The 25,178-nt window shown below is 52.0% G+C and carries 24 protein-coding genes; 14 read left to right on the top strand and 10 right to left on the bottom strand.

The genetic code is table 11. From position 1 onward, the window contains the following. Positions 1-198 precede the first annotated feature (198 nt). Together H6F76_RS29160 and H6F76_RS29155 are read right to left on the bottom strand one after the other, a co-directional pair. Positions 199-546 carry a hypothetical protein gene (locus H6F76_RS29160; RefSeq protein WP_190513621.1) on the bottom strand — a complete coding sequence of 116 codons (348 nt, stop codon included), beginning with the start codon at positions 544-546 and terminating at the stop codon, positions 199-201. A gap of 55 nt (positions 547-601) precedes the next feature. Next, positions 602-1,072, bottom strand: coding sequence for a hypothetical protein (locus tag H6F76_RS29155; protein WP_190513620.1), 471 nt, complete (start codon positions 1,070-1,072; stop codon positions 602-604). Between the two features lie 321 nt (positions 1,073-1,393). Between H6F76_RS29155 and H6F76_RS29150 the strand changes: the two genes are divergently transcribed. From H6F76_RS29150 to H6F76_RS29130, 5 genes are all read left to right on the top strand, one after another. Then, positions 1,394-2,569, top strand: a complete 1,176-nt coding sequence (locus H6F76_RS29150; protein ID WP_190513618.1) for a transaldolase — start codon at positions 1,394-1,396, stop codon at positions 2,567-2,569. Positions 2,570-2,590: 21 nt separating this feature from the next. Continuing rightward, positions 2,591-5,125 (top strand): glycogen/starch/alpha-glucan phosphorylase, encoded by a 2,535-nt coding sequence (locus H6F76_RS29145; protein ID WP_190513616.1) that lies wholly within the window; start codon positions 2,591-2,593, stop codon positions 5,123-5,125. Between the two features lie 226 nt (positions 5,126-5,351). Beyond that, on the top strand, positions 5,352-5,687 hold the full coding sequence (locus tag H6F76_RS29140) for a hypothetical protein (RefSeq protein WP_190451334.1): 336 nt from the start codon (positions 5,352-5,354) through the stop codon (positions 5,685-5,687). Beyond that, positions 5,684-6,322, top strand: a complete 639-nt coding sequence (locus tag H6F76_RS29135) for a histidine phosphatase family protein (protein WP_190513614.1) — start codon at positions 5,684-5,686, stop codon at positions 6,320-6,322. Before H6F76_RS29140 ends, H6F76_RS29135 begins: the two co-directional genes overlap by 4 nt. A gap of 203 nt (positions 6,323-6,525) precedes the next feature. Continuing rightward, positions 6,526-10,029: a DNA polymerase III subunit alpha gene (locus H6F76_RS29130; RefSeq protein WP_190513612.1), complete on the top strand. Its 3,504-nt coding sequence runs from the start codon at positions 6,526-6,528 to the stop codon at positions 10,027-10,029. A 93-nt stretch (positions 10,030-10,122) separates the two neighbouring features. Here H6F76_RS29130 and H6F76_RS29125 read toward each other — a convergent pair whose 3' ends face one another. The 3 genes from H6F76_RS29125 to H6F76_RS29115 form a co-directional block, all read right to left on the bottom strand. Further along, positions 10,123-10,689 (bottom strand): PTPA-CTERM sorting domain-containing protein, encoded by a 567-nt coding sequence (locus tag H6F76_RS29125; RefSeq protein ID WP_190513611.1) that lies wholly within the window; start codon positions 10,687-10,689, stop codon positions 10,123-10,125. A 534-nt stretch (positions 10,690-11,223) separates the two neighbouring features. Continuing rightward, complete coding sequence (locus H6F76_RS29120) at positions 11,224-11,490, bottom strand: hypothetical protein (RefSeq protein WP_190513609.1); 267 nt, start codon at positions 11,488-11,490, stop codon at positions 11,224-11,226. Positions 11,491-11,553: 63 nt separating this feature from the next. Next, the gene (locus H6F76_RS29115) at positions 11,554-12,855 is read right to left on the bottom strand and encodes a sugar ABC transporter substrate-binding protein (protein ID WP_190513607.1); all 1,302 of its coding nucleotides are present in this window, start codon (positions 12,853-12,855) and stop codon (positions 11,554-11,556) included. 299 nt (positions 12,856-13,154) lie between these two features. Here H6F76_RS29115 and H6F76_RS29110 point away from each other — a divergent pair, with 299 nt between their 5' ends. Further along, on the top strand, positions 13,155-14,414 hold the full coding sequence (locus tag H6F76_RS29110; RefSeq protein ID WP_190513605.1) for a hypothetical protein: 1,260 nt from the start codon (positions 13,155-13,157) through the stop codon (positions 14,412-14,414). 55 nt (positions 14,415-14,469) lie between these two features. On the opposite strand, the gene H6F76_RS29105 is transcribed toward H6F76_RS29110, so the two are convergent. From H6F76_RS29105 to cimA, 3 genes are all read right to left on the bottom strand, one after another. Then, on the bottom strand, positions 14,470-15,312 hold the full coding sequence (locus H6F76_RS29105) for a transglutaminase-like domain-containing protein (protein WP_190513603.1): 843 nt from the start codon (positions 15,310-15,312) through the stop codon (positions 14,470-14,472). Positions 15,313-15,416: 104 nt separating this feature from the next. Beyond that, entirely contained in the window at positions 15,417-16,961 is a 1,545-nt protein-coding gene (locus tag H6F76_RS29100) for an FAD-binding oxidoreductase (RefSeq protein WP_190513600.1), read from the bottom strand. Between the two features lie 152 nt (positions 16,962-17,113). Further along, positions 17,114-18,856, bottom strand: coding sequence for a citramalate synthase (gene cimA / locus H6F76_RS29095; RefSeq protein WP_190513702.1), 1,743 nt, complete (start codon positions 18,854-18,856; stop codon positions 17,114-17,116). A 205-nt stretch (positions 18,857-19,061) separates the two neighbouring features. On the opposite strand from cimA, the gene H6F76_RS29090 reads away from it, so the two are divergent. The 8 genes from H6F76_RS29090 to H6F76_RS29060 all read left to right on the top strand — a co-directional run bounded on the left by H6F76_RS29090 (position 19,062) and on the right by H6F76_RS29060 (position 22,930). Next, complete coding sequence (locus tag H6F76_RS29090; protein ID WP_190451315.1) at positions 19,062-19,406, top strand: 2Fe-2S iron-sulfur cluster binding domain-containing protein; 345 nt, start codon at positions 19,062-19,064, stop codon at positions 19,404-19,406. A 100-nt stretch (positions 19,407-19,506) separates the two neighbouring features. Further along, a complete protein-coding gene (locus tag H6F76_RS29085; protein WP_190451313.1) occupies positions 19,507-19,782 on the top strand; it encodes a hypothetical protein in 276 nt (91 codons plus the stop codon). 14 nt (positions 19,783-19,796) lie between these two features. Then, positions 19,797-20,927, top strand: a complete 1,131-nt coding sequence (gene thiO, locus H6F76_RS29080; protein ID WP_190513598.1) for a glycine oxidase ThiO — start codon at positions 19,797-19,799, stop codon at positions 20,925-20,927. 40 nt (positions 20,928-20,967) lie between these two features. Continuing rightward, a complete protein-coding gene (locus H6F76_RS31245) occupies positions 20,968-21,102 on the top strand; it encodes a hypothetical protein (protein WP_277881296.1) in 135 nt (44 codons plus the stop codon). A 123-nt stretch (positions 21,103-21,225) separates the two neighbouring features. Then, positions 21,226-21,579 carry a hypothetical protein gene (locus H6F76_RS29075; protein ID WP_190513596.1) on the top strand — a complete coding sequence of 118 codons (354 nt, stop codon included), beginning with the start codon at positions 21,226-21,228 and terminating at the stop codon, positions 21,577-21,579. A 67-nt stretch (positions 21,580-21,646) separates the two neighbouring features. After that, positions 21,647-21,919 carry a hypothetical protein gene (locus H6F76_RS29070; protein ID WP_190451307.1) on the top strand — a complete coding sequence of 91 codons (273 nt, stop codon included), beginning with the start codon at positions 21,647-21,649 and terminating at the stop codon, positions 21,917-21,919. 174 nt (positions 21,920-22,093) lie between these two features. Beyond that, entirely contained in the window at positions 22,094-22,468 is a 375-nt protein-coding gene (locus H6F76_RS29065; protein ID WP_190451305.1) for a hypothetical protein, read from the top strand. Between the two features lie 81 nt (positions 22,469-22,549). Continuing rightward, the gene (locus tag H6F76_RS29060) at positions 22,550-22,930 is read left to right on the top strand and encodes a hypothetical protein (protein WP_190451303.1); all 381 of its coding nucleotides are present in this window, start codon (positions 22,550-22,552) and stop codon (positions 22,928-22,930) included. 5 nt (positions 22,931-22,935) lie between these two features. Here H6F76_RS29060 and H6F76_RS29055 read toward each other — a convergent pair whose 3' ends face one another. Beyond that, positions 22,936-23,721, bottom strand: coding sequence for a dienelactone hydrolase family protein (locus H6F76_RS29055; RefSeq protein WP_190513700.1), 786 nt, complete (start codon positions 23,719-23,721; stop codon positions 22,936-22,938). 266 nt (positions 23,722-23,987) lie between these two features. Next, positions 23,988-25,064 carry a fatty acid desaturase gene (locus H6F76_RS29050; RefSeq protein ID WP_190451299.1) on the bottom strand — a complete coding sequence of 359 codons (1,077 nt, stop codon included), beginning with the start codon at positions 25,062-25,064 and terminating at the stop codon, positions 23,988-23,990. Positions 25,065-25,178 lie beyond the last annotated feature (114 nt).

Raw genomic sequence — 25,178 nt, 5'->3', positions numbered from 1 at the left:
TAGGGGCGGGTTTTGCTGTCAAATCATTGCAGGATGCAGTTTGGTCTGCTAAACCCGCCCGTACAGTTTGCGGATTTATTAAATTCCCGATCCTAAGCGCTCAGTGTTCCCACCTTAACCTTCAACCTACAGGCTCTAGCCGAGATACCTAACGTCTGTATCTGGCTTAACCAGCACAATCAGGGCTATTCAAAGAAGTTAGGGATCTATTTCGAGCTTTTTGCTCGATCGTTGCAGTTCAGAACTCGAAGCGCCGAGCTTTTTACTCCAAGCACCGAGCTTTTTGCTCCAACGTTGCAGTTCAGAACTCGAAGCGCCGAGCTTTTTACTCGAAGCACCGAGCTTTTTACTCGAAGTGCCGACCTTTTTGCTCGACAATTGCAGTTCCGAACTCAAAGCACCGAGCTTTTTACTCGAAGCACCGAGCTTTTTGCTCGATCGTTGCAGTTCCGAACTCGAAGTGCCGACCTTTTTGCTCGAAGCGCCGACCTTTTTGCTCCAATGGTCAGATTCAAGCAGGCAAGAAACCGGATTTCTGGGGCGCAAGCGATCGCCATCGCAAAGCAACTTGAAGGAGAAACCCGGTTTCTGGAGCCTGACACTAGACGTTTGCAGTTTGTGGCTTTGGCTTGCGTGTCTTGCGGGCAAAACGCTGACCCAATTCTTCCACCAGCCCTTCTAAGCCAGCACCCTGTCCACTTGCCTTCGCGTAGCTGTAGACCTGCAATGCTGCTGCCATCGCTTCACTACCGGCTGCTGTGGTCGTATCATCCACCAGTTCTTGCAGTTGTGCCAGCGCTATCACAATCGGGTACATCGCCTCAAACAACTGCACATCCTTCCGCATTTCCTCCAGGTCAAACGAGCGCGGCAAAAAGTCCGGGTTCTGCGTGGCAACCTCTAGCGCCTTGCTCACAAATGCGCGACTCTTATCGCCCATCTTGGGCAGTGCTTTACACTCCTCGGCTGTGAGATCAATCAAGAACGGTAGTCTGGTTTTAATAGTGGTAATGGCATCCATCACGGCTTCACGATCACTTTGGGTCAGCGCAGCACTAATGCGGTTGGTCATCGGTCTTTTTCTCTCAAAGATTTGACGTGTTTAGAGTGCCCACGCGACCCGCAGGGATATAACAGTTAGCGGTGCGGTGTTCCATTGCCAAACTGTCGGCAAACCTTAAGAAATCTATTAGCATTCAACCTCTGGTCAGTAGCCAGCAAAACAATAGACCAGGGTTTTTGGATGCTACTCTCCGTTTTTACATCCAGTACCATTAGTATGATTAAGTCGCTCGCTAGCGTGATGGTGTAGCCTGTGCATAGCTGTGGATCGCACTCGGAGTCTTGCACTCAGACAATGCCAACTCGACCAAAAACCGATCAGGAGTAACCAATGGCAACGAACCTACTCGAGCAACTGCGGGAGATGACGGTTGTCGTCGCAGATACGGGCGATATTCAGGCGATCGAAACCTTCAAGCCACGCGATGCCACGACCAACCCCTCACTGATTACGGCAGCGGCACAGATGCCCCAGTATCAGGAAATTGTGGATGAAACCTTGCTACGGGCAAAGCGAGATGCGGGTGCCGATGCCCCCAACGAAACGATTTTGACCCTGGCGTTCGATCGCCTCGCCGTTGCCTTTGGTCTCCGCATTCTCAAAATTATTCCCGGTCGCGTGTCAACCGAAGTGGATGCTCGGCTCTCCTACGATACCGAAGCGACGATCGCCAAAGGTCGTGACCTGATTGCTCAATACGAAGCCGCAGGCGTAGCGCGCGATCGCGTGTTGATTAAAATCGCGTCTACCTGGGAAGGCATCAAAGCGGCTGAAACGCTCGAAAAAGAAGGCATTCACTGCAATCTCACGCTGTTGTTTGGCATCCATCAGGCGATCGCTTGCGCTGACGCAGGGATCACTCTCATCTCGCCGTTTGTCGGACGCATTCTTGATTGGTACAAAGCCAACACTGGCAAAGACTATGCCGCGACTGAAGATCCTGGCGTGTTGTCTGTAACCCAGATCTATAATTACTACAAAAAGTTTGGCTATAAAACTGAAGTCATGGGAGCCAGCTTCCGCAACCTTGGCGAAATTACCGAACTGGCAGGCTGCGATTTGCTCACCATCTCGCCCGCCCTGCTTAAAGAGCTACAAACGACTGAAGCGGAACTGCCCCGTAAGCTTGATCCTGCTAAAGCGGCTGGCTTAGAACTGGAAAAGCTCACGATCGACAAAGCCACCTTTGACCAACTCCACGCTGAAGACCCAATGGCAACGCAAAAGCTCGACGAAGGCATCACAGGCTTTACCAAAGCACTAGTCGCCCTCGAAAAATTGCTTGAAAAGCGGCTGGCAGCGCTGGAGGGCGAAGAATTTGTGTTGCACGCGGCTGAAGATATCTTCCACGCTTACGATCTGGATGGGGATGGCTTCATCACCCGCGAAGAATGGATGGGCACGGATGCCGTTTTCGATGCGATCGATATCAACCACGACGGCAAGATTACACCAGCAGAAATGGGCGCAGGGCTGGGAGCCGCGTTCCACCTGGCTGAAGCGTAAATTTTGAAGGAATTCACAACTATGCAGACTGTACCGAATCAACCGATCGAGTGCGTGCCAACTGTCGTCGTCGAGGACGATCGCACTGGACTCAGCGTCGAAACGCTCAAACGCGCCTTTCAAGACAATCTGTTCTACATTCAGGGCAAGTTCGCCAACATTGCCACCCAAAACGATTACTACATGGCGCTGGCATACACTGTGCGCGATCGGCTGTTGCGACGCTGGCTCACTACTGCCGAAACTCATACCCATCAAGGCGTACGCACCGTTGCCTACCTCTCTGCCGAGTTTCTTATGGGTCCCCACCTGGGCAATAACCTGATTAGCCTGGGCATCTACGACGAAGCCAAGCAAGCAATTACCGAACTCGGTCTTGATTTTGACGCGCTGCTCCAGCAAGAAGAAGAGCCTGGACTGGGCAACGGTGGTCTGGGACGGTTAGCGGCGTGCTACCTCGACTCCATGGCATCACTCGATATTCCCTCGATCGGCTATGGCATTCGGTACGAGTTTGGCATCTTTGACCAGGACATCCGCGACGGTTGGCAAATTGAAAGCACCGACAAATGGCTGCGCTATGGCAATCCCTGGGAAATTTCTCGTCCCGAATGGGCAGTCGAAGTGAAGCTGGGTGGTCATACCGAACGCTACACCGACGAACATGGGCGCAATCGTACCCGCTGGATTCCCCACGAAGTCGTGATGGGCATTCCCTACGACACGCCAATCCTGGGCTACAAGACCAACACTGCCACCACCCTCCGTCTCTGGAGCGCCGCCGCCGCCGAATCGTTTGACTTTGCCGCCTTCAACTCTGGCGATTATTTCCGCGCGGTGCAGCAGAAAACCGTTTCCGAAACGCTCACGAAAGTACTCTACCCCAACGACGAATCGGCTCAGGGTAAGAAGCTACGCCTTGCTCAGCAGATCTTCTTCGTGTCCTGCTCTCTGCAAGACATGATGTTGATCCTCATTCGTCAGGGCATTCCGCTGGAGCAGTTCCACGAGAAGTTTGCGGTGCAGTTAAATGATACGCACCCTGCGATCGCCGTTGCCGAACTCATGCGCCTGCTCATGGACGAACACGGCATTGAGTGGGATACTGCATGGCGCATCACGCAAAAGACGCTCTCTTACACCAACCACACGCTGCTGCCAGAAGCATTAGAGCGCTGGGGCATGGGGCTATTTAGCACTCTCCTGCCGCGCCATCTGGAGATCATCTACGAAATCAACAGCCAGTTTCTGGACGACATTCGCCGTAAGTTTCCCAATGACGACGCGCGCCTGAGCCGGATGTCGCTGATTGATGAAGCAGGCGAACGCTACGTCCGTATGGCGCATCTGGCGTGTGTGGGCAGTCATGCCATCAATGGAGTCGCCGCCCTGCACAGCGAACTCCTTAAGCAGGACGTGCTACGCGACTTCTACGAACTCTATCCCGAAAAATTTAGCAACAAGACGAACGGAGTCACGCCACGCCGCTTTATGGTGTTGAGTAATCCTCGTCTGACCAACCTCATCACCAGCAAAATTGGCGATGGCTGGATCAAACACCTCGACGACCTTCGCAAGCTCGAAGCGTTTGTTGAGGATGCTGATTTTCGCCAGCAGTGGCGAGACATCAAATTGGCGATTAAGCAGGACCTTGCCACTTACATCAAGCAGGTCAACGGCATAGATGTTGATCCCACGTCGCTTTTCGACATCCAGGCAAAGCGGATTCATGAGTATAAGCGCCAGCATTTAGATGTGCTGCACATCATCACCCTCTATAACCGCATCAAAGCGAACCCGGATGTCCACATTACGCCACGCACCTTTATTTTTGGTGGCAAGGCGGCTCCTGGCTACTTTATGGCAAAGCTGATCATCAAGCTCATCAACTCCGTAGGGGATGTGGTGAACAACGATCCTGATGTGCGCGATCGCCTCAAAGTTGTTTTCCTGAAAGACTACAACGTGAAGTTTGCCCAGCGGGTGTATCCTGCTGCTGACCTGTCTGAGCAGATTTCGCTGGCAGGCAAGGAAGCCTCTGGCACGGGGAACATGAAATTTTCCATGAACGGGTCATTGACGATCGGTACGTTGGACGGTGCCAATGTGGAGATTCGCGATGAAGTAGGAGCCGAAAACTTCTTCTTGTTTGGTCTCACCACACCCGAAGTCTACGAGCTAAAAGCCAAAGGCTACAACCCCTACCACTACTACGAAAGCAACCTAGCACTCAAAGCGGTGATCGATCGCATTGCCTCTGGTGGCTTCTCTAACGGCGATACCAACTTGTTCAATCCGTTGGTCAGCACTCTGCTTTACAAAGATGACTACCTGCTGCTGGCAGATTACCAGTCCTACATCGACTGCCAGGATCGCGTTAGTCAGACATACCTCGATCAGGAGTATTGGACACGGCTCTCCATTCTCAACTCGGCGCGGATGGGTAAATTTTCGTCCGATCGCTCGATTCGCGAATACTGTGAAGACATCTGGTACGTCAAACCCGTCGCGGTCGAACTCAAAGAGTACGTCCAGGCAGGAACCGGCTTGGCTTAGGCGATCGCTCTGCCCTAAAAGCAGAGTTTTGAGTTCTGAGTTTTGTCGTTGTCGGCAGTGAACCGTCAGCAATAACGTCAGCAATAAACAGTTCCTTAGCGCCTGATGTAAGACGATTGAGTCACTGAACACTACCATTGGGTGACAAAGGATTACCTTCTGCCCCCTGCCTTCTGCCTCCTGCCTTCCCTCCTCTGCCCCCTGCCTTCTCCCCCCTTACCTCCCGATGGAAACAAAAGATCCGCATTTTCTAGTCGATCACCAGTCCGTCGCGTCTCTCGTCACGCAACTCCATGAGTATTTCAAAAACTCTCATTCTCACTATGAGGTTGAGCGGAGTACGCTCATGAGCAAGCTGCACGACGTTGAAGGCGATGTTGAGCAAACGTTACTGCAAGAAATCCGCAAGCTAGAAGCCGAAATTTCGCTTTTTGGCGTTTTAAGCGACTCGCTCTCGATCGCCGATCGCGTCCTCCATGCTCGCACCGTCATGAATGAGTTGGGACTCGACAACCCCATTTATCGAATGCACTACGACGAGGACAGCAAGCAAGCCTCATGACCCTAACCCTTTATTTTGTGCGGCATGGTGAAACCACCTATAGTCGCTCTGGTGGCTATTGTGGCGATCTAGATGCAGAACTCACAGAAAATGGCTTCAAAATGGCAGAGGCGTTTGCTGCTGCCCATAAAACCATCGACTGGGCTGCCGTCTACGTTAGCCCGATGAAACGCACGATCGCGACTGCAAAACCCCTTTGCGACGCGATCGGGCTGGAAATGCAGTTGCGCGATGGACTCAAAGAAATTCGCTACGGCGAATGGGAAGGGCTGACGCAAGAGCATGTCAAAGAACACTACGCCGACGACTATATTCACTGGCTGGCTGAACCCGCCTGGAACGCGCCCACTGGCGGCGAAACCTCTGTGCAAATCGCCAGTCGTGCCTCATTAGTAGTCGCTGAAATTGAGCAAAAACACAAGACTGGTAACGTACTGGTCGTGTCACATAAAGCCACCATTCGCATTATCTTGTGCAGCCTGTTAGGGATTGATCTAGGGCGCTACCGCGATCGCATCAATGCCCTTGCTGGTTCCATCAGCGTCGTCAAATTTCGTGAACATGGTCCACTTCTAGAAGTCCTGGGCGATCGCTCCTACATGGATGAAGCGCTACGGACGTTAGAAGGCACTTGAGCGAAGGCAAGCGGTGAAAACAAAATACTCGGACAATCGCTCAGTGCTGATACATTGGTACTAGGGTGATTTTCGTTTGTCCAGTTCACCGTTAGAACGATCGCATACTCTCCACATCTAGCGTCAATTCTTACAAAAAAGCCTAGCCGTAGCGCCTGCGATCGAGTAACCTTATTGGATTCGCGTGATGCTTGAGTAATAGTATGTCCTTTGTTGGTCTGCACATTCATAGTGACTACAGCCTGCTTGATGGAGCCAGTCAGTTGCCGGAACTGGTCGATCGCGCCGTTGAGCTAGGGATGAAAGCGATCGCCCTGACGGATCACGGGGTCATGTATGGGGCGATCGAACTGCTAAAGGTGTGCAAGGGCAAAGGCGTAAAGCCCATCATCGGCAACGAGATGTACATCATGAATAGTGATGTCACTAAGCAGGAGCGCCGCCCCAAGTATCACCAGATTGTGCTGGCAAAGAACGACATCGGCTACAAAAATCTGGTCAAACTCACGACTCTTTCCCACCTCAAAGGCTTTCAAGGTAAGGGGCTGTTCGCCCGCCCCTGCATCAACAAAGAGATGTTGGAGGAGTATCACGAAGGACTGATCGTCACGAGCGCGTGTTTGGGTGGCGAAGTGCCTCAGGCGATTCTTCAGGGCAGACCGGAAATTGCGCGGCGAGTGGCACAGTGGTACAAAGATCGGTTTGGCGACGATTACTACCTCGAAATCCAGGATCACGGGTCGCAGGAAGACCGCATCGTGAACGTCGAACTGGTCAACATTGCCCGTGAACTCGACATTCAAATTATTGCCACTAACGATTCGCACTACATCTCTTGCTTCGACGTAGAGGCGCATGATGCGCTGCTGTGCATCCAAACTGGCAAACTGATCTCCGAAGACAAGCGGCTGCGTTATAGCGGCACCGAATATCTCAAATCCGCTGAGGAAATGCGATCACTCTTCCAGGATCATTTGACGGAAGACGTAATTGACGAGGCGATCGCCACCACCCTCGAAGTTGCCGACAAAATTGAGGAGTACCACATTCTGGGCGAACCCCGGATTGCGGACTATCCCATCCCTGAGGGGTTTGATACAGCCGATGCCTATTTTGAGCACGTCGCTTGGGCGGGCTTGCTTGAACGGTTCAAATGCCACTCGCGGGAAGAGATCAAGCCGGTCTACCGCGATCGAATGGACTATGAACTCAAGATGATGCAGCAGATGGGGTTTGCCACCTACTTCCTCGTCGTGTGGGACTACATCAAATACGCCAGAGACAACCGGATTCCAGTGGGTCCGGGGCGTGGTTCGGCAGCAGGTTCCCTCGTTGCCTACGCCATGAGCATTACCAATATTGACCCGGTGCATCACGGCTTGCTGTTCGAGCGCTTCTTGAATCCCGAACGGAAGTCCATGCCTGATATTGATACGGACTTTTGCATCGATCGCCGGGAAGAAGTCATCCAGTACGTCACCGAAAAGTACGGCACCGAGCGGGTTGCTCAGATCATTACCTACAACCGCATGACCTCCAAAGCGGTGCTGAAAGACACAGCACGGGTGCTCAACATTCCCTACGGCGATGCCGATAAGATGGCGAAGATGATCCCCGTGGTGCGTGGTAAGCCGACCAAGCTGAAGGTGATGATTTCGGCAGAAACGCCTGCACCAGAATTCAAAGAGCGGTACGACAAAGATCCGATCGTGCGCCAGTGGATTGATACCGCCATCCGCATTGAAGGGACGAACAAGAGTGTTGGCATCCATGCGGCTGGAGTCGTGATTTCAGCGCAACCGCTGGATGAACTGGTGCCGCTTCAGCGCAACGCTGACGGTGCTGTCTTCACCCAGTACTACATGGAAGACATCGAATCCCTGGGACTCCTAAAAATGGACTTCCTGGGACTCAAGAACCTGACCATGATTCAAAAAACGGTTGATCTAATCGAGCAGACAAAGCAAGAGACGATCGACATGGATGGTCTGCCGCTGGATAACCCCGAAGTCTACAAACTCTTGGCACGGGGCGAACTGGAAGGAGTCTTCCAGCTAGAGTCCTCGGGGATGCGCCAGATTGTCCGCGACCTCAAACCCGATAGTCTGGAAGATATTTCCTCTGTGCTTGCCCTGTATCGTCCTGGACCACTGGATGCCGGACTAATCCCCAAATTTATCAACCGCAAACACGGACGGGAGCAAATCGACTATCCCCACGAGATTCTTACCTCCATCCTGAGCGAAACCTACGGCATCATGGTCTACCAGGAGCAGATCATGAAAATTGCGCAGGACATGGGCGGCTATTCCCTCGGTCAAGCCGATCTGCTGCGTCGGGCAATGGGTAAGAAAAAGAAAGCCGAGATGGAAAAGCATCAGGAGATGTTTGTCGCAGGTGCTCAAAAGAATGGCGTGAAGGCAAAGGTTGCCTCTGATTTGTTCGAGCAAATGGTGATGTTTGCCGAGTATTGCTTCAACAAATCACACTCTACAGCGTATGGGTATGTGACGTATCAAACGGCGTATCTCAAAGCCAACTATCCGATCGAATACATGGCGGCGCTGCTAACCACCAACAGTGGCGATCAGGATAAAGTGCAGCGGTATATTGCCTCCTGCATGGCGATGGGTATTCGCGTAGAACCACCAGACGTAAATCGATCGGGCGTAGACTTTACGCCACTGGCAGACCGCATTCTCTTTGGGCTGGGCGGTGTGAGAAACGTAGGCATGGGACCGATCGAGTCCCTTCTCTCTGCCCGTGATCAAGATGGACCGTTCAAATCCCTGGCGGATCTGTGCGATCGCGTTGATTCTCGTACCGTTAACCGTCGCGCCCTGGAAGCTTTGATCTACTGCGGAGCCTTCGACACGATCGAACCCAACCGACAGCAGTTGATCAAAGATCTGGATCTGGTCATTGATTGGGCACAGTCGCGCGCGAAAGATCGAGCCAGCGGACAGGGCAACCTGTTTGATTTGTTCGGTGGTGGTACAGCAGTCAAAGAAGCACCTGCCAGTTTTACGTTGGCTCCCAAAGCGCCACCCACACCCGATTTTCCTCAGCAAGAAAAGCTGCGGCTAGAAAAAGAAATTCTCGGCTTTTATATTTCTGATCACCCGCTTAAGGCGTTGCGGGAATCAGCGCGAGTGCTGGCTCCCATCAGCTTGAGCGATCTCAACGATTACAAAGAAGGCACCAGCGTTAGCGCGATCGTCATGCTTACCAGCGTCAAATCCGTCGTGACGAAAAAGGGCGATCGCATGGCAATCATCCAGATCGAAGACTTGACGGGCCACACTGAAGCGGTCGTGTTCCCCAAATCCTTTGAGCGCATTGGGCACCATATTCAAGCAGATGCACGGCTGATGGTCTGGGGTAAGGTCGATCGCCGCGATGATCAGGTACAGTTCATCATTGACGATGCTGAGCCGATCGAGTCTGTCCGCATGGTGATGGTCGAACTTGACCCTAAACTTGCCAGCGATATTTCAGAGCGGCAGCGATTGAAAGAGGTTTTGCTGGAGCACCAGGGCGAAAAGGACAAGGCAAAAGTATCCATCATTGGCATTGTCAGCAACTACAACCAGCGGTGTGTGGTTGGCTTTGGCTCTCAGTTTCGCATTCAGGATGACCAGCTAGTCGTCAGCGCGCTGGCAAGAGCAGGCTTTCGCGCAAGGATAGCGTCGTTGACGAGTGCGTAAACGCTGCTTGTAAAGAGAAATCCGATCGCAGGAGCGCGATCGGATGATCCACCAAGCAACAGTAACAATGAAACAAGGAACAGAAGCCGAAGCTTAACTGAGCGGATTAGCCTGTGCAGCCTTACGCTTCTGACGGAGAACGCCTAGCCCTAGACCAACGAGACCGGGCAAAAGTGCGGGTGTTGGCACCGCCGTCGCTGATGCTGTAACTGTTCCACTTGCCAGGTCACGAATAATCCCGACGCCACCTGAAACTGGAAGTCTTTCAAAGGAAAATGACGGCACCAGTGAAATTGTGCCACCCGCCTCTGTTAAGGGTGCAGAGAACAACGTTTGGAAAGAGAACTCGGAGCCAATGAGTTCTAATCTAATAGAGTCTTGTAGGCTTCCAGTAGACGATGCAGCCGTATAGGTTGCACCTGGAAAAAGGAAGTTAGACGGTGCAGATGTACCAGCCAACGTTTTAATGTTGAACTGAGACAGTACCCCACTGGTCGCATCATAGTTGAATGAACCTGTGGCTGTGCCACCGCCAACAAACTGAGCATTAAGGTTCCAGGTCAGTGATGCAGCTGATGCTGGGCTGGCATGAGTGACAAAAGCAGCAGTGGTACTGATGGCAGCAACTGTCACAAGGGCTTTTAGTTTCAGGGTCATCATTAGTTCTCCAATAAAGTTGAATCTTTGGAGATGCACTGCGGTCGTTCCCTTAGCAAACTGCTTCATTTTCAAGTAACGTCCAGAGCGCAAAATCTCATGCCCTGGATTGTGTAACGCTTGATATGACTTGAAAAGAAGGTCGAGCAGAGGGTTAAAAGACACACCTGAATGATGCCTACTACAATAAATTGCCAAAAGCGAGGCTGCTGCTTAAAGGGGGCAAGCAACAAATTGGCACATCGTTGCAAAGTCGGTTGAAGGAGCAGAATTATACCTACCCTAAGACTGGTGACGTAGCGAAATCAACGAGCCTGAAAGGCTAACAGCGGCAAACGAAACAGTGGATAGGCTATTAGCTCAAGAGTCTATCTGCTTATAGGACAAGTGGAAAAGTGTCCTATGCCAAGCGTACGTTTTCTACTTGCTTATGGCTAGTCAACAAGTTTCGATCAAACGCATCAATCTTGAGAACGAAGAGTTCTTCGTCCCTAAGCCAGATTTATCGGCTGCAACTTTATTGACTGCAACTGAGAGTTACTGATGAGAGCCTGTTTGAGAGTCGCTTTCTTGCTGAAGTAACTTGTCCTTAGAGTCACCCCAGTACGCGCTGTACGTCCAGACTTCGCTATTGCCTTTTGGTTCCATCGACCAACGGTAGAGCACTGCTTTGGGTTCAATGCCGATTTCGATCAGCTTCGCGCCCATATAGTAGTGCATCTGCTCTTTGGTACGAGTTTTGAAGAAGTCTGGTTTGTTGGACTCGATCGTACGCGTGATATGTGCCTGGGTATGTTTCGCCATTGTCTTGCTTGAGTAGCTGTCGTTCTTACCGAACGTTGTGACCTAAAAGCGATGGGTCAAGGTTTAGCTGCGTTGATTCCATTGGTCAGCAGCATCAGCGATCGCCTGATCGACACCCTTTTGACCCAACATTGCTGCCTGCAAATTATCGTAGATCACTTTTTGGAGTTGTTTTACGTCCTTCATCGCTGGAATCAGCACTTCGGCATCCTGCATTTGCTTGGCGCTAATAATGCGGGCTTTGTCTACAGGCGTGGCGTTGGCTGGTGCTGTCTGAAAGTAACTGTCTTGCAGTGCCTTCACCGTAGAAGGCAGGACATTCGCGGCTTTAGCGAAGGAGAGCTGATTGGCATCGTTAGTGACAAAGAGGGCAAACTTAAGGGCAGCATCAGGTACGTCTGTGTTTTTAGGAATCACCAGATTCATGACAGCGACGTTTTTCTTTGCTGTGTCACCCGTAATTTGTGGCGCAGAGGCAGAGGCTTTGGCGATCGTCGGTGCGTTTTTGGCGATCGTATTCAAAAACTCAGCACCCGAAGCCAGAATTGCAGTTTGCCCTTGCTGATACAGGTTGATTGCGTGGCGATGCCCTTCCGTTAACGCCTCTTTGGGCATCAGTTCATTCTTATATAAGTCCACCCAGAACTGAAATGCCGCTTTACCCTGAGGCGTATTAAACGCTGCCTTGCCTTGTGCATCGACCAGATTGACCCCCATTTGCACAAACGATTCCAACACTTCGCCGGAGTCTTCTGGCACAACCGTCGTAAAAAAGGCGTACTTATCCGTTTTCGCCTTAATCTGCTTGGCAACCTGAGCAAGTTCGGCATAGGTTGCGGGGGGCTTGCTTACTCCAGCTTGCTCTAACAAGGCTGTATTGTAGATTGCCACTCGCGTTGTTAAATACCAGGGAATGCCGAAGCTCTGGTTGTTCAGCGTGCTGGCTTTCCAGATCTTTGGCAGATATTGCTGCTGCACGTCGCGAGGAACCTTGTCATCCAGCGTTAACCAGGCGTTGCGTTGTGCAAGTTGCGAAGCAAAATCTGGGTTCAGGTTCACGACATCAGGCGCAGTTTTAGCGGAGACAGCCGTCAAAATTTTGCGCTGCATATCTGCCCAGGGCACATCGACCCAGCGGATCTTGAGCGTCGGATTTTCCTGCTCAAATTGGGCGATGAGTTTATTGAAATAGTCGGTAAAGTCGGGCTGGAGCTGCATAGTCCAGAATTCGACTTCTTGCTTGCCGCCTGCTTGCCCATTGTTTGCAGCAGGTGGAGCGCCAGTACTACAACTCACCAGCCAACTGAGCAAGAAGCCCAGCAGCGAAAAAATGCCAATTTGTTTCCAGGTTTTTGTCCGACTCATTGCACGTATCATCTAAAGCATCTAGGGGGCGGGAATTGAGAGGAGGAGCGGGGTAAGTACAAATAGAGGAGAAGGGTAAAGATCCTTTCGTCCTCAATGACTGCTTTACGGTGCAGTTTGTGTCCCAATGGGTCGATCGCCTTGTTTAGTTTAGAGGATGCAAGCTAGCTCAGGGGCGATCGTGCTAGAAATCATTTGCCAAATCTCTCTTTTTACAGAGGTATTACCTGTCCACCTTGTCTAAGCTCACTTAATTAGATCACTGTTTTAATACGCAGCTTAAATAAGGGGGCAACCTAATGCATATCCTACGCCTAACCGCTTCTCTATCAGTGGCTTCTCTGGCAGCAGCGATCGCTCCAATTCTGCTACCTGGCAGCGCTTTCAGCCAATTAGTTAGCCAAACACCTGTAGGAGTCGGTCAGTCGCCAAACCTCTCCACGCCTGGTACGAACCTGGGAACGCCTGGCGTAGGGGTGCAAACGCCTGGTGTGGGAGTGCAAACGCCTGGTGTAAACCTGGGAACGCCTGGAGCAGGAGTACAAACGCCGGGTGCCACCCGAACGACGGGTGGACAAACTGGCGGGGCAGTTCAAGCGCCCTCTCAAAGCATTAACGGGCAGCCTGTACAGATTGCGCCTGGTTCAACGACTGGCGGTACCGGCACAACCTCAACAACTGGCGGCGCAGGTACAACTACAACGACTACCAATGGTCAAGCGGCAGGGACAACTACTGGCACGTCTCAAACCTTAATTAATGGGCAGCCTGTACAGACTGCACCTGGTTCAACAACTGGTGTAACGGGTACAACTCCAACGACTGGCGTAACGGGTACAACGACAACTACCAATGGTCAACCAGCAGGGACAAACACAGGTGCGCCTGTCGGTGCCTCTGGCAGTTCCAGCCCTACCAGTGTTGTAAGCCCGCCGCAGGTGATTCAGGGTACTGGCGGCTTTGTGCCACCTATCCAACCCGGAGTTAATCAACCCGGAATTAATCAACCAGGAGCAGTGCAACCAGGAGTAGTGCAACCAGGACTTAACCAACCAGGAGTAGTGCAACCAGGACTTAACCAACCAGGAGCAGTGCAACCAGGAGTTAACCAACCAGGAGCAGTGCAACCAGGAGTTAACCAACCAGGAGCAGTGCAACCAGGAGCGGTTCGTTCTGGAACAACCCAACCGGGAGCCACTCAGCCTGGTGCAGCTCAATCGGGGACGAATGCAACACCTACGTCGCCTCAGGCGGCTCCTGGCGCAGCGGCTCCCGCAGCGGGCAATGGTCAAGCGTCACCCACTCCGCTACAGTCTGGGTCTGGACAGGGGTCGCTGGATATAGCGTTGCAGCAGGCAACCTGTGCCCAAAACTGGCAGCAGGCGATTCGGGTGGTCAACACCGCGATCGCAGCAACTCCTGCTAGTCAAGCAGGCTATCGATCGCAATTGGTTTCTTACAGAAGCCGCCTCCAAAACCTTCAAGCAAAACGTGTGCAGGCACCAAATTGGTCACAACAGTGTCGGGGCGGCGCTGTCACGAATGCCCAAACCCGGTAATGTGAGTGGGTAGTAAAAGGGTGTTAGCAGTGTAAAGGCAACCTCTGGGCAGGCATCAGGCATCACTTAGAGGCTGGTTTGCTTGACGGATGGTTGCCAACAGTTCTCGAATTGCTGGTGCTTCGGCGGCAGTGGGAGATAGGGTAAGGTACGCTTCTAAATCATGCTGTGCGTCGACTGGGCGATCGAGACGATAGTAAAGGATGCCACGATCGCGCAATTCTAAAGGCGCGTTGGGAACCAGCAACAGCAAGCGATCGACGACTGCTAACGCCTTGTCAAACTTGCCACGATCGATGTATGTCACCTTCAGGTTTGTTAACATTCGCGTTAGATACTGCCGAGTCGTGACCGCTTGCAAAAAGGACGGTTTAAGCGCTACTGGACGACCATACACTTGAGCCAACCGTTCTTCGCAATCCTGCGGAAATAGGATATCGCCGCGATGAAACGGATCGACGCAAATCTCTACGTCCTCTAGGTCTGGGCGAATCAAAAAATGCCCCGGCATATTGATGCCTACCATCGGCAAACCAACCCGACGCGCGATCGCTAAATAAACTAACGACAGCGTGATCGGTATACCCGTGCGACGATCGATTACCTCGTTTAGAAAGCTGTTTCGTGGGTCGTAATAATCCGTGGTGTTGCCTGCAAACCCCAGATCATCGTAAAGATAACGGTTGATCGTTTGAATGATCTTGAGCGGATAAAACTCTATAGGCAATCGCTCTTCGACATCCGCCGCCATCGTTTCCAGCGCATTCAAATATGCCTCTACCTCCAGCTCAGGATATTCCTCCTGGGCTATATAAAGTGCTGCTCGTTCCAGATGAATCTGTTCATCTGGCTGCTGTATTTCGCGCTGAAACAACTGTCGGGCAAGGGAACGGTTCATGGGGCAGAGAGAAGAGGAGTAAAGATTGACGCAGAAGCAGAAAGACGACTAGAGGCTAAAAATAAATTCAAACTTAAACCCATTTAGCCTTCATCCTTTAGCCCTCATCTATAGTCTCCGCCTGAACCGTACTCCAGTGCCTCTAGCCAACGATGGTAATCGTACTGTTGAGTAGGCGGGAGTAGTTTGATCTGGGGTAATATCGATCGCCCTAAGGGATAAAGAGCAGCGTAAACAGCAAGACTAGTGAAGTGAAACAGCCAGGCAATCAAGGTCGGTAGCCCTACATGGGGGATGATTTTCAGAATCAAGCGAGGATGGGCAAGCGCTGTTTGAGCCAGGGTTTGCAGTAAGGCAGGAAATTGTACTACGTCTTGCAGGAACGGCTTCAGTACTGGGTCGCCCAGCATGTTCATGGTTTGAAACACGCTCGTCAGCAAGTCGTTGATCTGGTTCGGCTCGATCGTCTGGTTCATGCCGACGCTCATCGATCGTTGAAAAAGCCAGGTGACAGACAGGTTGGGTTGATAGGGCTGCAAGCGTGCTAACGCATGACGACTCAGCTGATCACTCTGTAACGCTTCATGAATGCCTCCCGTCAACCGTGCTAAATGGCGCACCATTGCCCCGAAGCCGCCAAAACTGAGGGGCGATTGACTGCCACTGCTATCACCGATCGGTAAAATGCGTTGCCACCGTGGTTTAAGCGGGCTTTGGCGATAGCAGGGAAAGAAGCCAAACAGCGCCCGTTTGAACTGGAGTTGCTCTAGCGACACCGTTTGATAGCCAGGCATCAGGCGGAAATAGTCATCAAACAGCGCTTCTAGACTGGGGCGATCGGGATGCGCGTCTAAATAGGTAAACAGGTAAGTGGTGCGCCCATCTCTGGCAGGAAACGCCTCCCAGAAGTATTGGCACTGTTGCTGCATGGGTGTAAAAGTCGCCATCAAATCACCCGTGCTATTTTCGGGAAAGCCGTCCGCGCAGGTGCCCACCACCAAACAAACTGCATCCGGTTTTTTACCATGCCGCGCTTGTTGCACGATCGGCGAAAAGTGTCCCATTGCATCCAGCACCAGGCGCGTTTTGAATGACTGTTGTCCTGCGTTAACGGTGACACCATTGGGATGAACGATCGCGCTTTCAAATGGTGTTTGCTCAAACAACTGCCCACCGTAGGTCAGAAACTTTTGTTTCAACAGTTCCAGCAGAGACACCGGATCAACCCCAATGTTCAGCACATCTTGCACCCAAACATCAGGACTGTTGAGAAACGCAATCCGGGCGGGATTGTACTCAGTGGCAATCGCCTGCTGCAACTCTGCTTCAGTCAGTAGTGCCAGTTCGACAAACACTTGCAGCTCGTGACGTGAAATGTTCCATTCCTGGTCGCGTCCTCGCAGGAAGCCACGTTCCAGCAGCGCCACTCGCCAACCTCGCTGCGCCAACGCTGCCCCTAGCAAAATGCCCAGCGTTCCACCGCAAACAACAACATCCCACTCGACCGCGATCGCGTCCAGGCTCTCTTCAATCACAGTTGGAACGGGTTGAGTGCCGTCCTTCACAGATTGCCAAAGGCGATCGGTGTGTCTCAGTCCTTCCAACGGGTTTCCCGGTATCTGAGACAGCAGTTGTTCGGTCAAAGTCATGGCAAGGCGTGTCACGGAAGTCGGCTACTGTTCAGCGTAACGCGATCGTCGATCGTTGTTCAGTGCCAGTAAAAGACTAACTCTGAGAGCGTAGAAGACCGCTGCTTCCCCTACGTTCGGCTCCAACCTCACTAGAGGTAACAAGTAGCCACTTATTTTGCTGTTGCTGAGGCTGCCAGGGCTGCTTTTGCCTGGGTTTGTAACAGCAACCCATATTCCAAGCCTTCCACGACTGCCAGATAGGAGGCTTCCAAAATATTGCCGGACACGCCAACCGTCGTCCAACGTTGATGACCGTTGCTGGACTCAATGAGCACCCGCGTTTTAGCAGAGGTTCCAGCCGTGCCATCCAGAATGCGTACCTTGTAATCAGTCAGGTAAAAGGTGCCAATTTCGGGATAGAAGCTGATCAGGGCTTTTCGCAAAGCCGCATCGAGTGCCGAAACGGGGCCATTGCCTTCGGCGGCTTCAAGGATATCTTTACCGTCTACGGCTAGCTTGACAGTTGCCAGAGAGGTGGCGCGATCGCGATCTGTCTCTGATAGCAAGCTGTAATGCACCTGGAAGCCTTTTACCTCAAAGGCGTTTTGGCGTTGTCCCAGCGCTTCGCGCATCAGTAGCTCAAAGCTAGCTTCAGCCGCTTCAAACTGATATCCCTCACTCTCCAGAGCTTTTAAGCGCTGAAGAATTTCACGGCAGGTCGGGTCTTGTTTGTTCAACTCAATGCCAAAGCTACGCGCTTTTGCCAGAATGTTGCTCAAGCCCGCCTGGTCAGAAATCACAATGCGGCGACGGTTGCCTATTTGCTCTGGGCGAATGTGTTCATAGGTGAGGGGGTTCCGCTCCACTGCGCTAACGTGGATGCCGCCTTTATGAGCAAAGGCTGACAGTCCGACAAAGGGCGCATGGTCGTCCGGGGCAAGATTGACGACCTCGCTCACAAAACGGCTCGTTTCGGTGAGTTGTTCTAACTGATCAGCTGCAATGCAGCTAAATCCGAGCTTTGCTTGCAGATTCGGGATGAGGGAACACAAGTTCGCGTTGCCGCAGCGTTCGCCGTAACCGTTGATTGTGCCCTGCACCATACGAACGCCCTGCATGACAGCTGCCAGCGCATTTGCTACCGCAGTGTCCGAGTCGTTGTGGGTGTGAATGCCAAAACGGAAGGAGTGGGGAGTGAGGAGTGGAAATTGAGGAGTGGGGAGTTGAGCCTTCTCTACTCTTTCTGCGCTCTCTCCGTCTGCCGTCTGCCGTTTGCCGTCTGCCTCCACTTCTGCTGAAGAATCAAATACCTGGATCACCTCTTGCACAATTTGGGCAATTTCATGAGGCAACGTGCCGCCATTGGTATCGCAGAAGACGAGCCATTCGGCACCAGCGGCGATCGCCACTCTCAAGGTCTCTAGCGCATACGCTGGATTCTGCTTGTAGCCATCAAACCAATGCTCGGCATCATAAATAACGCGACGACCGTTAGCGCGAAGATACTGAATGGTGTCCTGAATCATTGCCAGGTTTTCGTCCAGCGTCGTCTTTAGTCCTTCTGTCACGTGCAAATCCCAAGACTTGCCAAAAATTGTCACCCAGCGCGTACCTGCTGCCAGAATCGGTTGCAGCATTGGATCGTCTGCTGCTGCCATACCAGGACGACGAGTGGAACAAAACGCGACTAGTTCTGCTTGCGTTAACGGCTCTTCCTGTAGCTGCCAAAAAAACTGCACATCCTTGGGATTGGCTCCCGGCCAGCCACCCTCAATAAACGGTACGCCCAGTCGGTCTAGCTGCCGCGCGATGCGTAGTTTGTCTTCCAGAGAAAGCGACAAACCTTCTCGTTGGGAACCATCACGTAGCGTTGTGTCGTAGATCCAGAGAGGGTGCGCGGTGTCTGAGGTCATGGGGAAGCAACTGGAAGATTTGAACCGATAAACATTTATTTTAAGGAAATGTTTGACCGATCGACTGAAATTGCGTTGTGAAATGGTGGAGAGGGAGAAAAGAGAGGAGAAGACCGGAAACGATCGCGGCTTCACCTCAAGAGAGACCCGCCCAAAGCAGAAAGGCATCACAATGAAGGTGACACCTGCACTGGAGAACTGAGAAATGCCAACGATCAAAGCCGAAGGCAAACTGATAACGTGTGCAAGTGGTGCAAACCTACGTCAGGTGTTGCTCGACAATGGGATTGATGTCTACAACGGTGCCGCATCAGTAGTGAACTGTCATGGATTCGGCACGTGTGGTACGTGTGCGGTAGAGGTACATGGCGTCGTTTCAGACCTTGAGTGGGGTGAGAAAACACGCCTGTCGCTGCCGCCCCATACCCTTGAAAAAGGTCGCCGTCTTTCTTGCCAGGTGAAGGTTTTGGGCGATCTGATGGTGACAAAGTATGATGGCTTCTGGGGACAGGACGATCGCGTTGCCTGGACACCTGAGCAATCGATCTAATGCCTTACCGTTGCAGGGCTTGGAGAGGCGATCAGGCGAGCGATCGTAGGGTGCATAGAGCAGAAGCAGAACATAGAGCCTTAACGCTGGAGCGAATGTTATGAGTCGGATAGTCGTTGCAGTTTTGATTCTATTTGCAGTGCTGGCAGGGCTGCGCTTCTCCAACTCCTCCTTGTTTCAGCGCAATGCGTCTAATCAACTCAATAGCTCAGCTTCCGATACTCGCAGCACAGGTTTCAGTGCTGATTCCACTGGCACGTCGTCTGGCACTGGCACAGTGTCACAATCAACGCGATACCAAACCCAACCGGGTACTGCTACTGGAACGACTCCTCTGCCGCCTAACCAGCAGCCAGCTATCCCTGCTGGCTGGTAAGCAGGTGAGAGAAGATGGTTGCACGGTCTGATACAGGGTCTGATGTTTTGATTGTGGGCGGAGGCGTGATCGGTCTAGCGATCGCCCTTGAACTACGCTTGCGTGGAGCCACTGTTACTGTACTAACCCGCAATTTTAATGAAGCAGCCAGTCATGCTGCCGCTGGTATGTTAGCGCCTCAGGCAGAAAAGCTTCCCCCTGGTGCCATGTTGGAGCTTTGCCTGCGGAGTCGATCGCTCTACCCAGACTGGACGCAGAAGCTGGAAACACTTACCGGACTACCGACTGGCTATTGGTCGTGTGGCATTCTAGCCCCTGTGTACGAGAGTGAATCAGACGCCAATGTTTGTGCCTCTACAGCAGCAAACCTGGCTGCTATCCAACCCCCGCCCCCTGCTCATTGGCTCGATCGCGTCACTATACACCAGCACCAACCCGGTTTAAGTCAGGAAGTCATTGGTGGTTGGTGGTATCCTGACGATGCTCAGGTTGATAATCGGTTGTTGACAAAAGCACTGCGGGCAGCCGTTTGCGATGCTGGCGTAGCATGGCGAGAATCAACGACTGTCCAAAAAATTCTGCAACGAGGCGATCGCGTGCTTGGTGTGCAAACCGCAAACGGCACCTTTCAAGCCGCGCATTACGTACTAGCGACAGGTGCCTGGTCACAGGACTTACTACCGATTCCTGTGCAGCCCCGCAAAGGACAAATGCTGTCGGTTCAGGTTCCCACAGGGGCAACTCTTGCCTTGCAAAGCGTTTTGTTTGGCAGCGAGATCTATATCGTGCCGCGTCAAGATGGGCGGATTGTGATTGGTGCGACTAGCGAAGCAGTGGGCTTTACACCAGAGAACACGCCTGAAGGCGTACAAGCCCTGCTAGAGCGAGCGACGCGGCTTTATCCTGCATTACACAGCTTGCCGCTACAAGAGGTTTGGTGGGGCTTTCGACCCGCAACGCCTGATGAGTTGCCGCTGCTAGGTGCTAGCCCTTACGGCAATCTAACGCTGGCAACGGGGCACTACCGCAACGGCATTCTGTTAGCGCCAGCAACCGCGCAACTGCTTGTCGATCGCATCTTGCATCAACAATCCGACCCCTTACTAGATGCCTTCCACTGGTCACGGTTCAAAGCCGTGTTGTAATCACGGTTAACGTTCGGGTACAACCGCCATCAAGCAAGCGATGACACACGATCGCTGGAGTGCGGTAAACCTCACCTACAAGCTCAAAGGCTGCTGGACTAGCTGGTTCAGACAGCGGTTTTCACCCACGATCGTCGCCCCCAACAGTAGTGCTTTTTCACTACGATCGTACTAGTAGAAGTGACGCAAGCTTAACCACTGTAGACGGGCATCGTGCTTACGCAGGCTGGCAGCCTGTACTACAAACAGTAAACAGATTGACGCCGCAGCTTACTAGACGCTACTCAGGATTTTGCCAATGCAAGTCGGTCAGTTTTTCTCCTTTCAGCCAGGTCGCGTCGGGCAGTATTTGTCGCCCAGAGTGCTGGTAGTACGATCGCCCTTCCGAGCGGCTCCTGACGTTTGCTACCTCGGCTTTGATCAATTTAAGCAAGCGCAGACGTTTGCCCAGAGCCTCGCTAGAAGAGGCATCAAGTTTCAAATCCGCCGTAGCCAGGTGATGCCGCAACCGTACGAAATCAGACTGCATGGACGCAGTGATCTTGCCCGCACCCTAGCCTATTGGGATCGTCGGGATGCTGAGTTGAATGTGGCACAAGATGGTCAAACTGCCTATCGCAGTGGTGTTTCAACAGGGGCGATCGCAGCCTAAAACTACGCTTGAAACTCTCGTGAAAATTCACTAAAATAGTACATATATACCATTAAGGTTTTGTCTCATGACGAAGCACTACATTCTCAACCTCGACCCAAAGGCAAAGTACGACTGGGAGCGTTGTACGCTGCGTGACCCTATTACGGCAGAGCATCCGGCGCTGGCAGCCTTAGTTGCCCAAGCAGTAGGAGGGGAAGCTGGGTCCTATTTGATTGCAGTCAAGCTTGAAGTCAGCGTGTTGGAGAAAGCTGATGTTGAGCAAGTAAAGCAGGTTGCTGCGGCTATTGAATTGCCCAATCGTGCGCCGCTGCCTCAACTGAAGGAGTTAGTTGCCTGAAGAGTCTTAGTTTGATGACATTGCAGCACTGAGCTGGCAGTCCGCTCACCGATTTAAAGCTGATCGACCAAGCGGTTAGACGTGATTGCTTCATTTTAGCGGCAACGACACTTCACCTATTAGCCTCCTAATCGATCGTCTTTTCGTTATGCCTTACTTTTTGAGGATACTTCTATGAAACTTAGTCTCAGCCAATATCCCAGCGCGATCGCCCAGGCGGCTCAGGCAGTGAACGAATTTGAGTACCAGATGGCAGAAGTGCGTCAGCACCTTGCGCGACTGGAAGGCAATGCCGAAATGGTCGTTGCCTTTGAGACGGCACTCAAGAACGATAACCAGCGCAAGGCTCGCCGCTTTGAAGTGCTTCAGGTGAATCAGGAGTATCAACGTGGGTTGGATGCACTCAACCGTATCTCAACCGAGAAGGCGAATGCTCTGGCACGTCTGGAACATTTGCGGAATGAGTTCAGCGTTGCCAAGCTAGAAACACGGCTCACCATCGCTCAAAAGCTGACAGGTTTAGAATCGCGTGAACTGGTTGGGCTATAGCGGCCGCGCCAGCGTTTGCAAAGCAGCTACCGTCAGGCTCTAAAGTGATACGATCGCGCAAGCTGTAATGTTTGCTGACCTATGCCCATCACTGTGACACCAGAAGAGATTGAGCAATTTCGAGTTGATCTGGCTGATTATCCCGATGCATTGACGGCTCTAAACGAGATTGAGGACTGTGAAGGCGACCTGGAAGATGCAGCGATCGCGCTGGCAATTCAGGTGGGTCAGGAACCGGATACCAACGATCGCTGGATCGAAGGGTTAGCCAAGCAGTGGCGACACATTCTTTGTCGCGCCGACCTGAAAGAAAGTCTGGAAGACGGGTTAACAGGCAACCTTCTCCTAACCCTGACTGAACACACCATGCTGCCGCTTAAGTTGGCAACGCCCGTCGCCATTTTTGCGATGAAAACCGGTATGCAAGATTTCTGTCGCTCGTTTGAAGCCAAAATTCAGTAAGCACCTTAGCTAACGGTTTGCTTGCCAAAAACCTGTGCCAAGAAGGCTGTAAGTTCTGCCCAGGCAGCATCCGCTGCTGCTGAGTCATAGCGATAACCATCATCGCGCATAAAGGTGTGCTCGGCTTCGTACAACAGTTTCCTGTACGCTACGCCAGCATGAGCTAGTGCCTGGTCGATCGCTTGCCGACCTTCTTCCGGTACATGGGTATCCAGTGTCCCAAAAACCAGCAGTACATCACCGCTGATCTCATTCAGGCGCTGAAGTGTGTCGGCAGTGCCTTGACCTAACTTGCCATTATGGACGCCTGTTGGATAGCAGCAAACCGCTGCTTTGACTTCTGACTGAAAGGCAGCGCGAAGGGCCAGATGACCACCAATGCAAAAGCCCATTGTGCCAATTTTTTTGGGTAGTACAGCGCTGTCTTGCTTGAGCCAGTCGATCGCAGCACGAGCATCAGCATCGTAGTCAGCGATCGCAGTGCGCCGTGCTGCATCATTACCTCTCATGCGTCCTAAGTCATCTGGTTCAATGACCGTGCCTACTGGTTCTAGCCGATGAAAAATTTCAGGAGCCGCTACGACATAGCCGTAACCTGAAAGGCGATCGACTAGACGAGCGATCGCGCCTCCTAATTGGTAAATATCGCTGTAGAAGAGAATGCCAGGATACTGCCCTGCTAGCTTGGGCGCGGCAATATACATTCGCATTAGGCTATCGTCTACCCGCAGTTCAACGTTGCGTTTGGTAATCTGCACGCGGTAATCTCCTGTTTCAACGGCGCTTAACAGCCATTACTCATGCGCCCTGTGGCAACAACTGCTCTACAATTTGAGCCTAAGGCTTCACTTTGGCAGCAAGATGGGAAAGCTCGCTGCCTGTTGTTTGGCGGCTTCTGCTTGTTTTGGGGCGATCATTTTCAACCTGAAAAGCCTAGCGTAATAACCGCAAGTAAGCGTATCAATATCCAACGAATGTTTCTGTTAAAGAGGAACGATCGCGCCGTATTTAAGCAGGACGACGCGATCGCCTGGCGAAAAAACTTAAGCACTAAGGCTCAGTTTTGCTGATGTTCCGAGCTTTGATAGTAGACTTGCGACCCATCATTTGGCACAAAGCGGCAGGTACGATAAGACTTCACAAAGCTGCTCCAGATAGATTCATCTGACTTGCGGTAATAGGAACCAAGAATAGGCTTGATTGCTTTGGTTGCCGCTTTGAGATGGTAATGAGGCATACTCAGAAAAATGTGATGCGCCACATGTGTACCGATATCGTGATGGATAGCGTTGATGAAGCCGTAGTCGCGATCGATAGTCGAAAGCGCGCCCTTCAAGAAAAACCAATCATCACCGCGATACCAGGGAATCTCTTGCTCGGTATGATGCAAGAAGGTGACTAAATCCAGCCAGATCACGAAGACAATGTAAGGCGCGAGATAATACTGCACCAGAAAGAGCCAGCCATACGCATAGGTTAAGCCACCTAAGAAGGCAAGCATGAGCGTCCATAGTGCCGTACTGGTCAGCACATCCCATTTTTCAGACGGCCGAAAGAGATCGCTGGCAGGATGAAAGTGCGATCCCTGGCGATCGGACGAGCGCTTAAACAGATAAATCGGATAAGCAAGTAGCGGTAAATAAAAGCGAAACAGCTTTTCGTACCAGGGCATTTGCTCGTATTTCGCTTGCGAGACGGGATACCAGCTTTCGTCGGTGTCAAGGTTACCTGTGTTACGGTGATGCGTCCGATGACTGATCCGCCAACCGTGGTACGGCACCAAAATGGGCGTGTGCGAGAGGTGCCCAATAAGACTGTTCAGCCACTTTTGGCGTGAAAAAGAGCCGTGACCGCAATCATGCCCGACGACAAACAGTGCCCAAAACATGGTTCCCTGTGCCAGCCAGAAAAAAGGAAAGAACCACCAGGCATTGATAACGTGGGCGATCGCATACAGAGTGGCAATGATCCCCAAATCTAAAAAGAAGTATGAAAGCGACCTCCAAACAGAGGGTTCAAAACAGTAAGCCGGAATACTTGCTCTCAGGTCTTGTAACGTAAATGGCAATGCTTCTGAAGCAGACGACGAATCTACCGATGCAGATTCGTCAAGAGTTATGAAATTATATGGCACGAAATTTTTGCTTTGACCTGATTTGCACAACGGAGCTTATTTTACTGCCATATTGTTTACATTCATCTAGGTGAGATCACGGTGTTGTCGGCAATTTCTGCACAATCCGAGGGA

Source organism: Leptolyngbya sp. FACHB-321 (assembly GCF_014695975.1).
Taxonomy (GTDB): Bacteria; Cyanobacteriota; Cyanobacteriia; order Leptolyngbyales; family Leptolyngbyaceae; genus Stenomitos.
This window is presented reverse-complemented; position numbering and strand designations above follow the sequence as displayed.

Bases quoted from the DNA above. Each gene is read 5' to 3' on its own strand.
- H6F76_RS29155 (WP_190513620.1), bottom strand. From the start codon at position 1,072: ATGACCAACCGCATTAGTGCTGCGCTGACCCAAAGTGATCGTGAAGCC.
- H6F76_RS29150 (WP_190513618.1), top strand. From the start codon at position 1,394: ATGGCAACGAACCTACTCGAGCAACTGCGGGAGATGACGGTTGTCGTC.
- H6F76_RS29145 (WP_190513616.1), top strand. From the start codon at position 2,591: ATGCAGACTGTACCGAATCAACCGATCGAGTGCGTGCCAACTGTCGTC.
- H6F76_RS29140 (WP_190451334.1), top strand. From the start codon at position 5,352: ATGGAAACAAAAGATCCGCATTTTCTAGTCGATCACCAGTCCGTCGCG.
- H6F76_RS29135 (WP_190513614.1), top strand. From the start codon at position 5,684: ATGACCCTAACCCTTTATTTTGTGCGGCATGGTGAAACCACCTATAGT.
- H6F76_RS29130 (WP_190513612.1), top strand. From the start codon at position 6,526: ATGTCCTTTGTTGGTCTGCACATTCATAGTGACTACAGCCTGCTTGAT.
- H6F76_RS29125 (WP_190513611.1), bottom strand. From the start codon at position 10,689: ATGATGACCCTGAAACTAAAAGCCCTTGTGACAGTTGCTGCCATCAGT.
- H6F76_RS29120 (WP_190513609.1), bottom strand. From the start codon at position 11,490: ATGGCGAAACATACCCAGGCACATATCACGCGTACGATCGAGTCCAAC.
- H6F76_RS29115 (WP_190513607.1), bottom strand. From the start codon at position 12,855: ATGAGTCGGACAAAAACCTGGAAACAAATTGGCATTTTTTCGCTGCTG.
- H6F76_RS29110 (WP_190513605.1), top strand. From the start codon at position 13,155: ATGCATATCCTACGCCTAACCGCTTCTCTATCAGTGGCTTCTCTGGCA.
- H6F76_RS29105 (WP_190513603.1), bottom strand. From the start codon at position 15,312: ATGAACCGTTCCCTTGCCCGACAGTTGTTTCAGCGCGAAATACAGCAG.
- H6F76_RS29100 (WP_190513600.1), bottom strand. From the start codon at position 16,961: ATGACTTTGACCGAACAACTGCTGTCTCAGATACCGGGAAACCCGTTG.
- cimA (WP_190513702.1), bottom strand. From the start codon at position 18,856: ATGACCTCAGACACCGCGCACCCTCTCTGGATCTACGACACAACGCTA.
- H6F76_RS29090 (WP_190451315.1), top strand. From the start codon at position 19,062: ATGCCAACGATCAAAGCCGAAGGCAAACTGATAACGTGTGCAAGTGGT.
- H6F76_RS29085 (WP_190451313.1), top strand. From the start codon at position 19,507: ATGAGTCGGATAGTCGTTGCAGTTTTGATTCTATTTGCAGTGCTGGCA.
- thiO (WP_190513598.1), top strand. From the start codon at position 19,797: ATGGTTGCACGGTCTGATACAGGGTCTGATGTTTTGATTGTGGGCGGA.
- H6F76_RS31245 (WP_277881296.1), top strand. From the start codon at position 20,968: ATGACACACGATCGCTGGAGTGCGGTAAACCTCACCTACAAGCTCAAA.
- H6F76_RS29075 (WP_190513596.1), top strand. From the start codon at position 21,226: ATGCAAGTCGGTCAGTTTTTCTCCTTTCAGCCAGGTCGCGTCGGGCAG.
- H6F76_RS29070 (WP_190451307.1), top strand. From the start codon at position 21,647: ATGACGAAGCACTACATTCTCAACCTCGACCCAAAGGCAAAGTACGAC.
- H6F76_RS29065 (WP_190451305.1), top strand. From the start codon at position 22,094: ATGAAACTTAGTCTCAGCCAATATCCCAGCGCGATCGCCCAGGCGGCT.
- H6F76_RS29060 (WP_190451303.1), top strand. From the start codon at position 22,550: ATGCCCATCACTGTGACACCAGAAGAGATTGAGCAATTTCGAGTTGAT.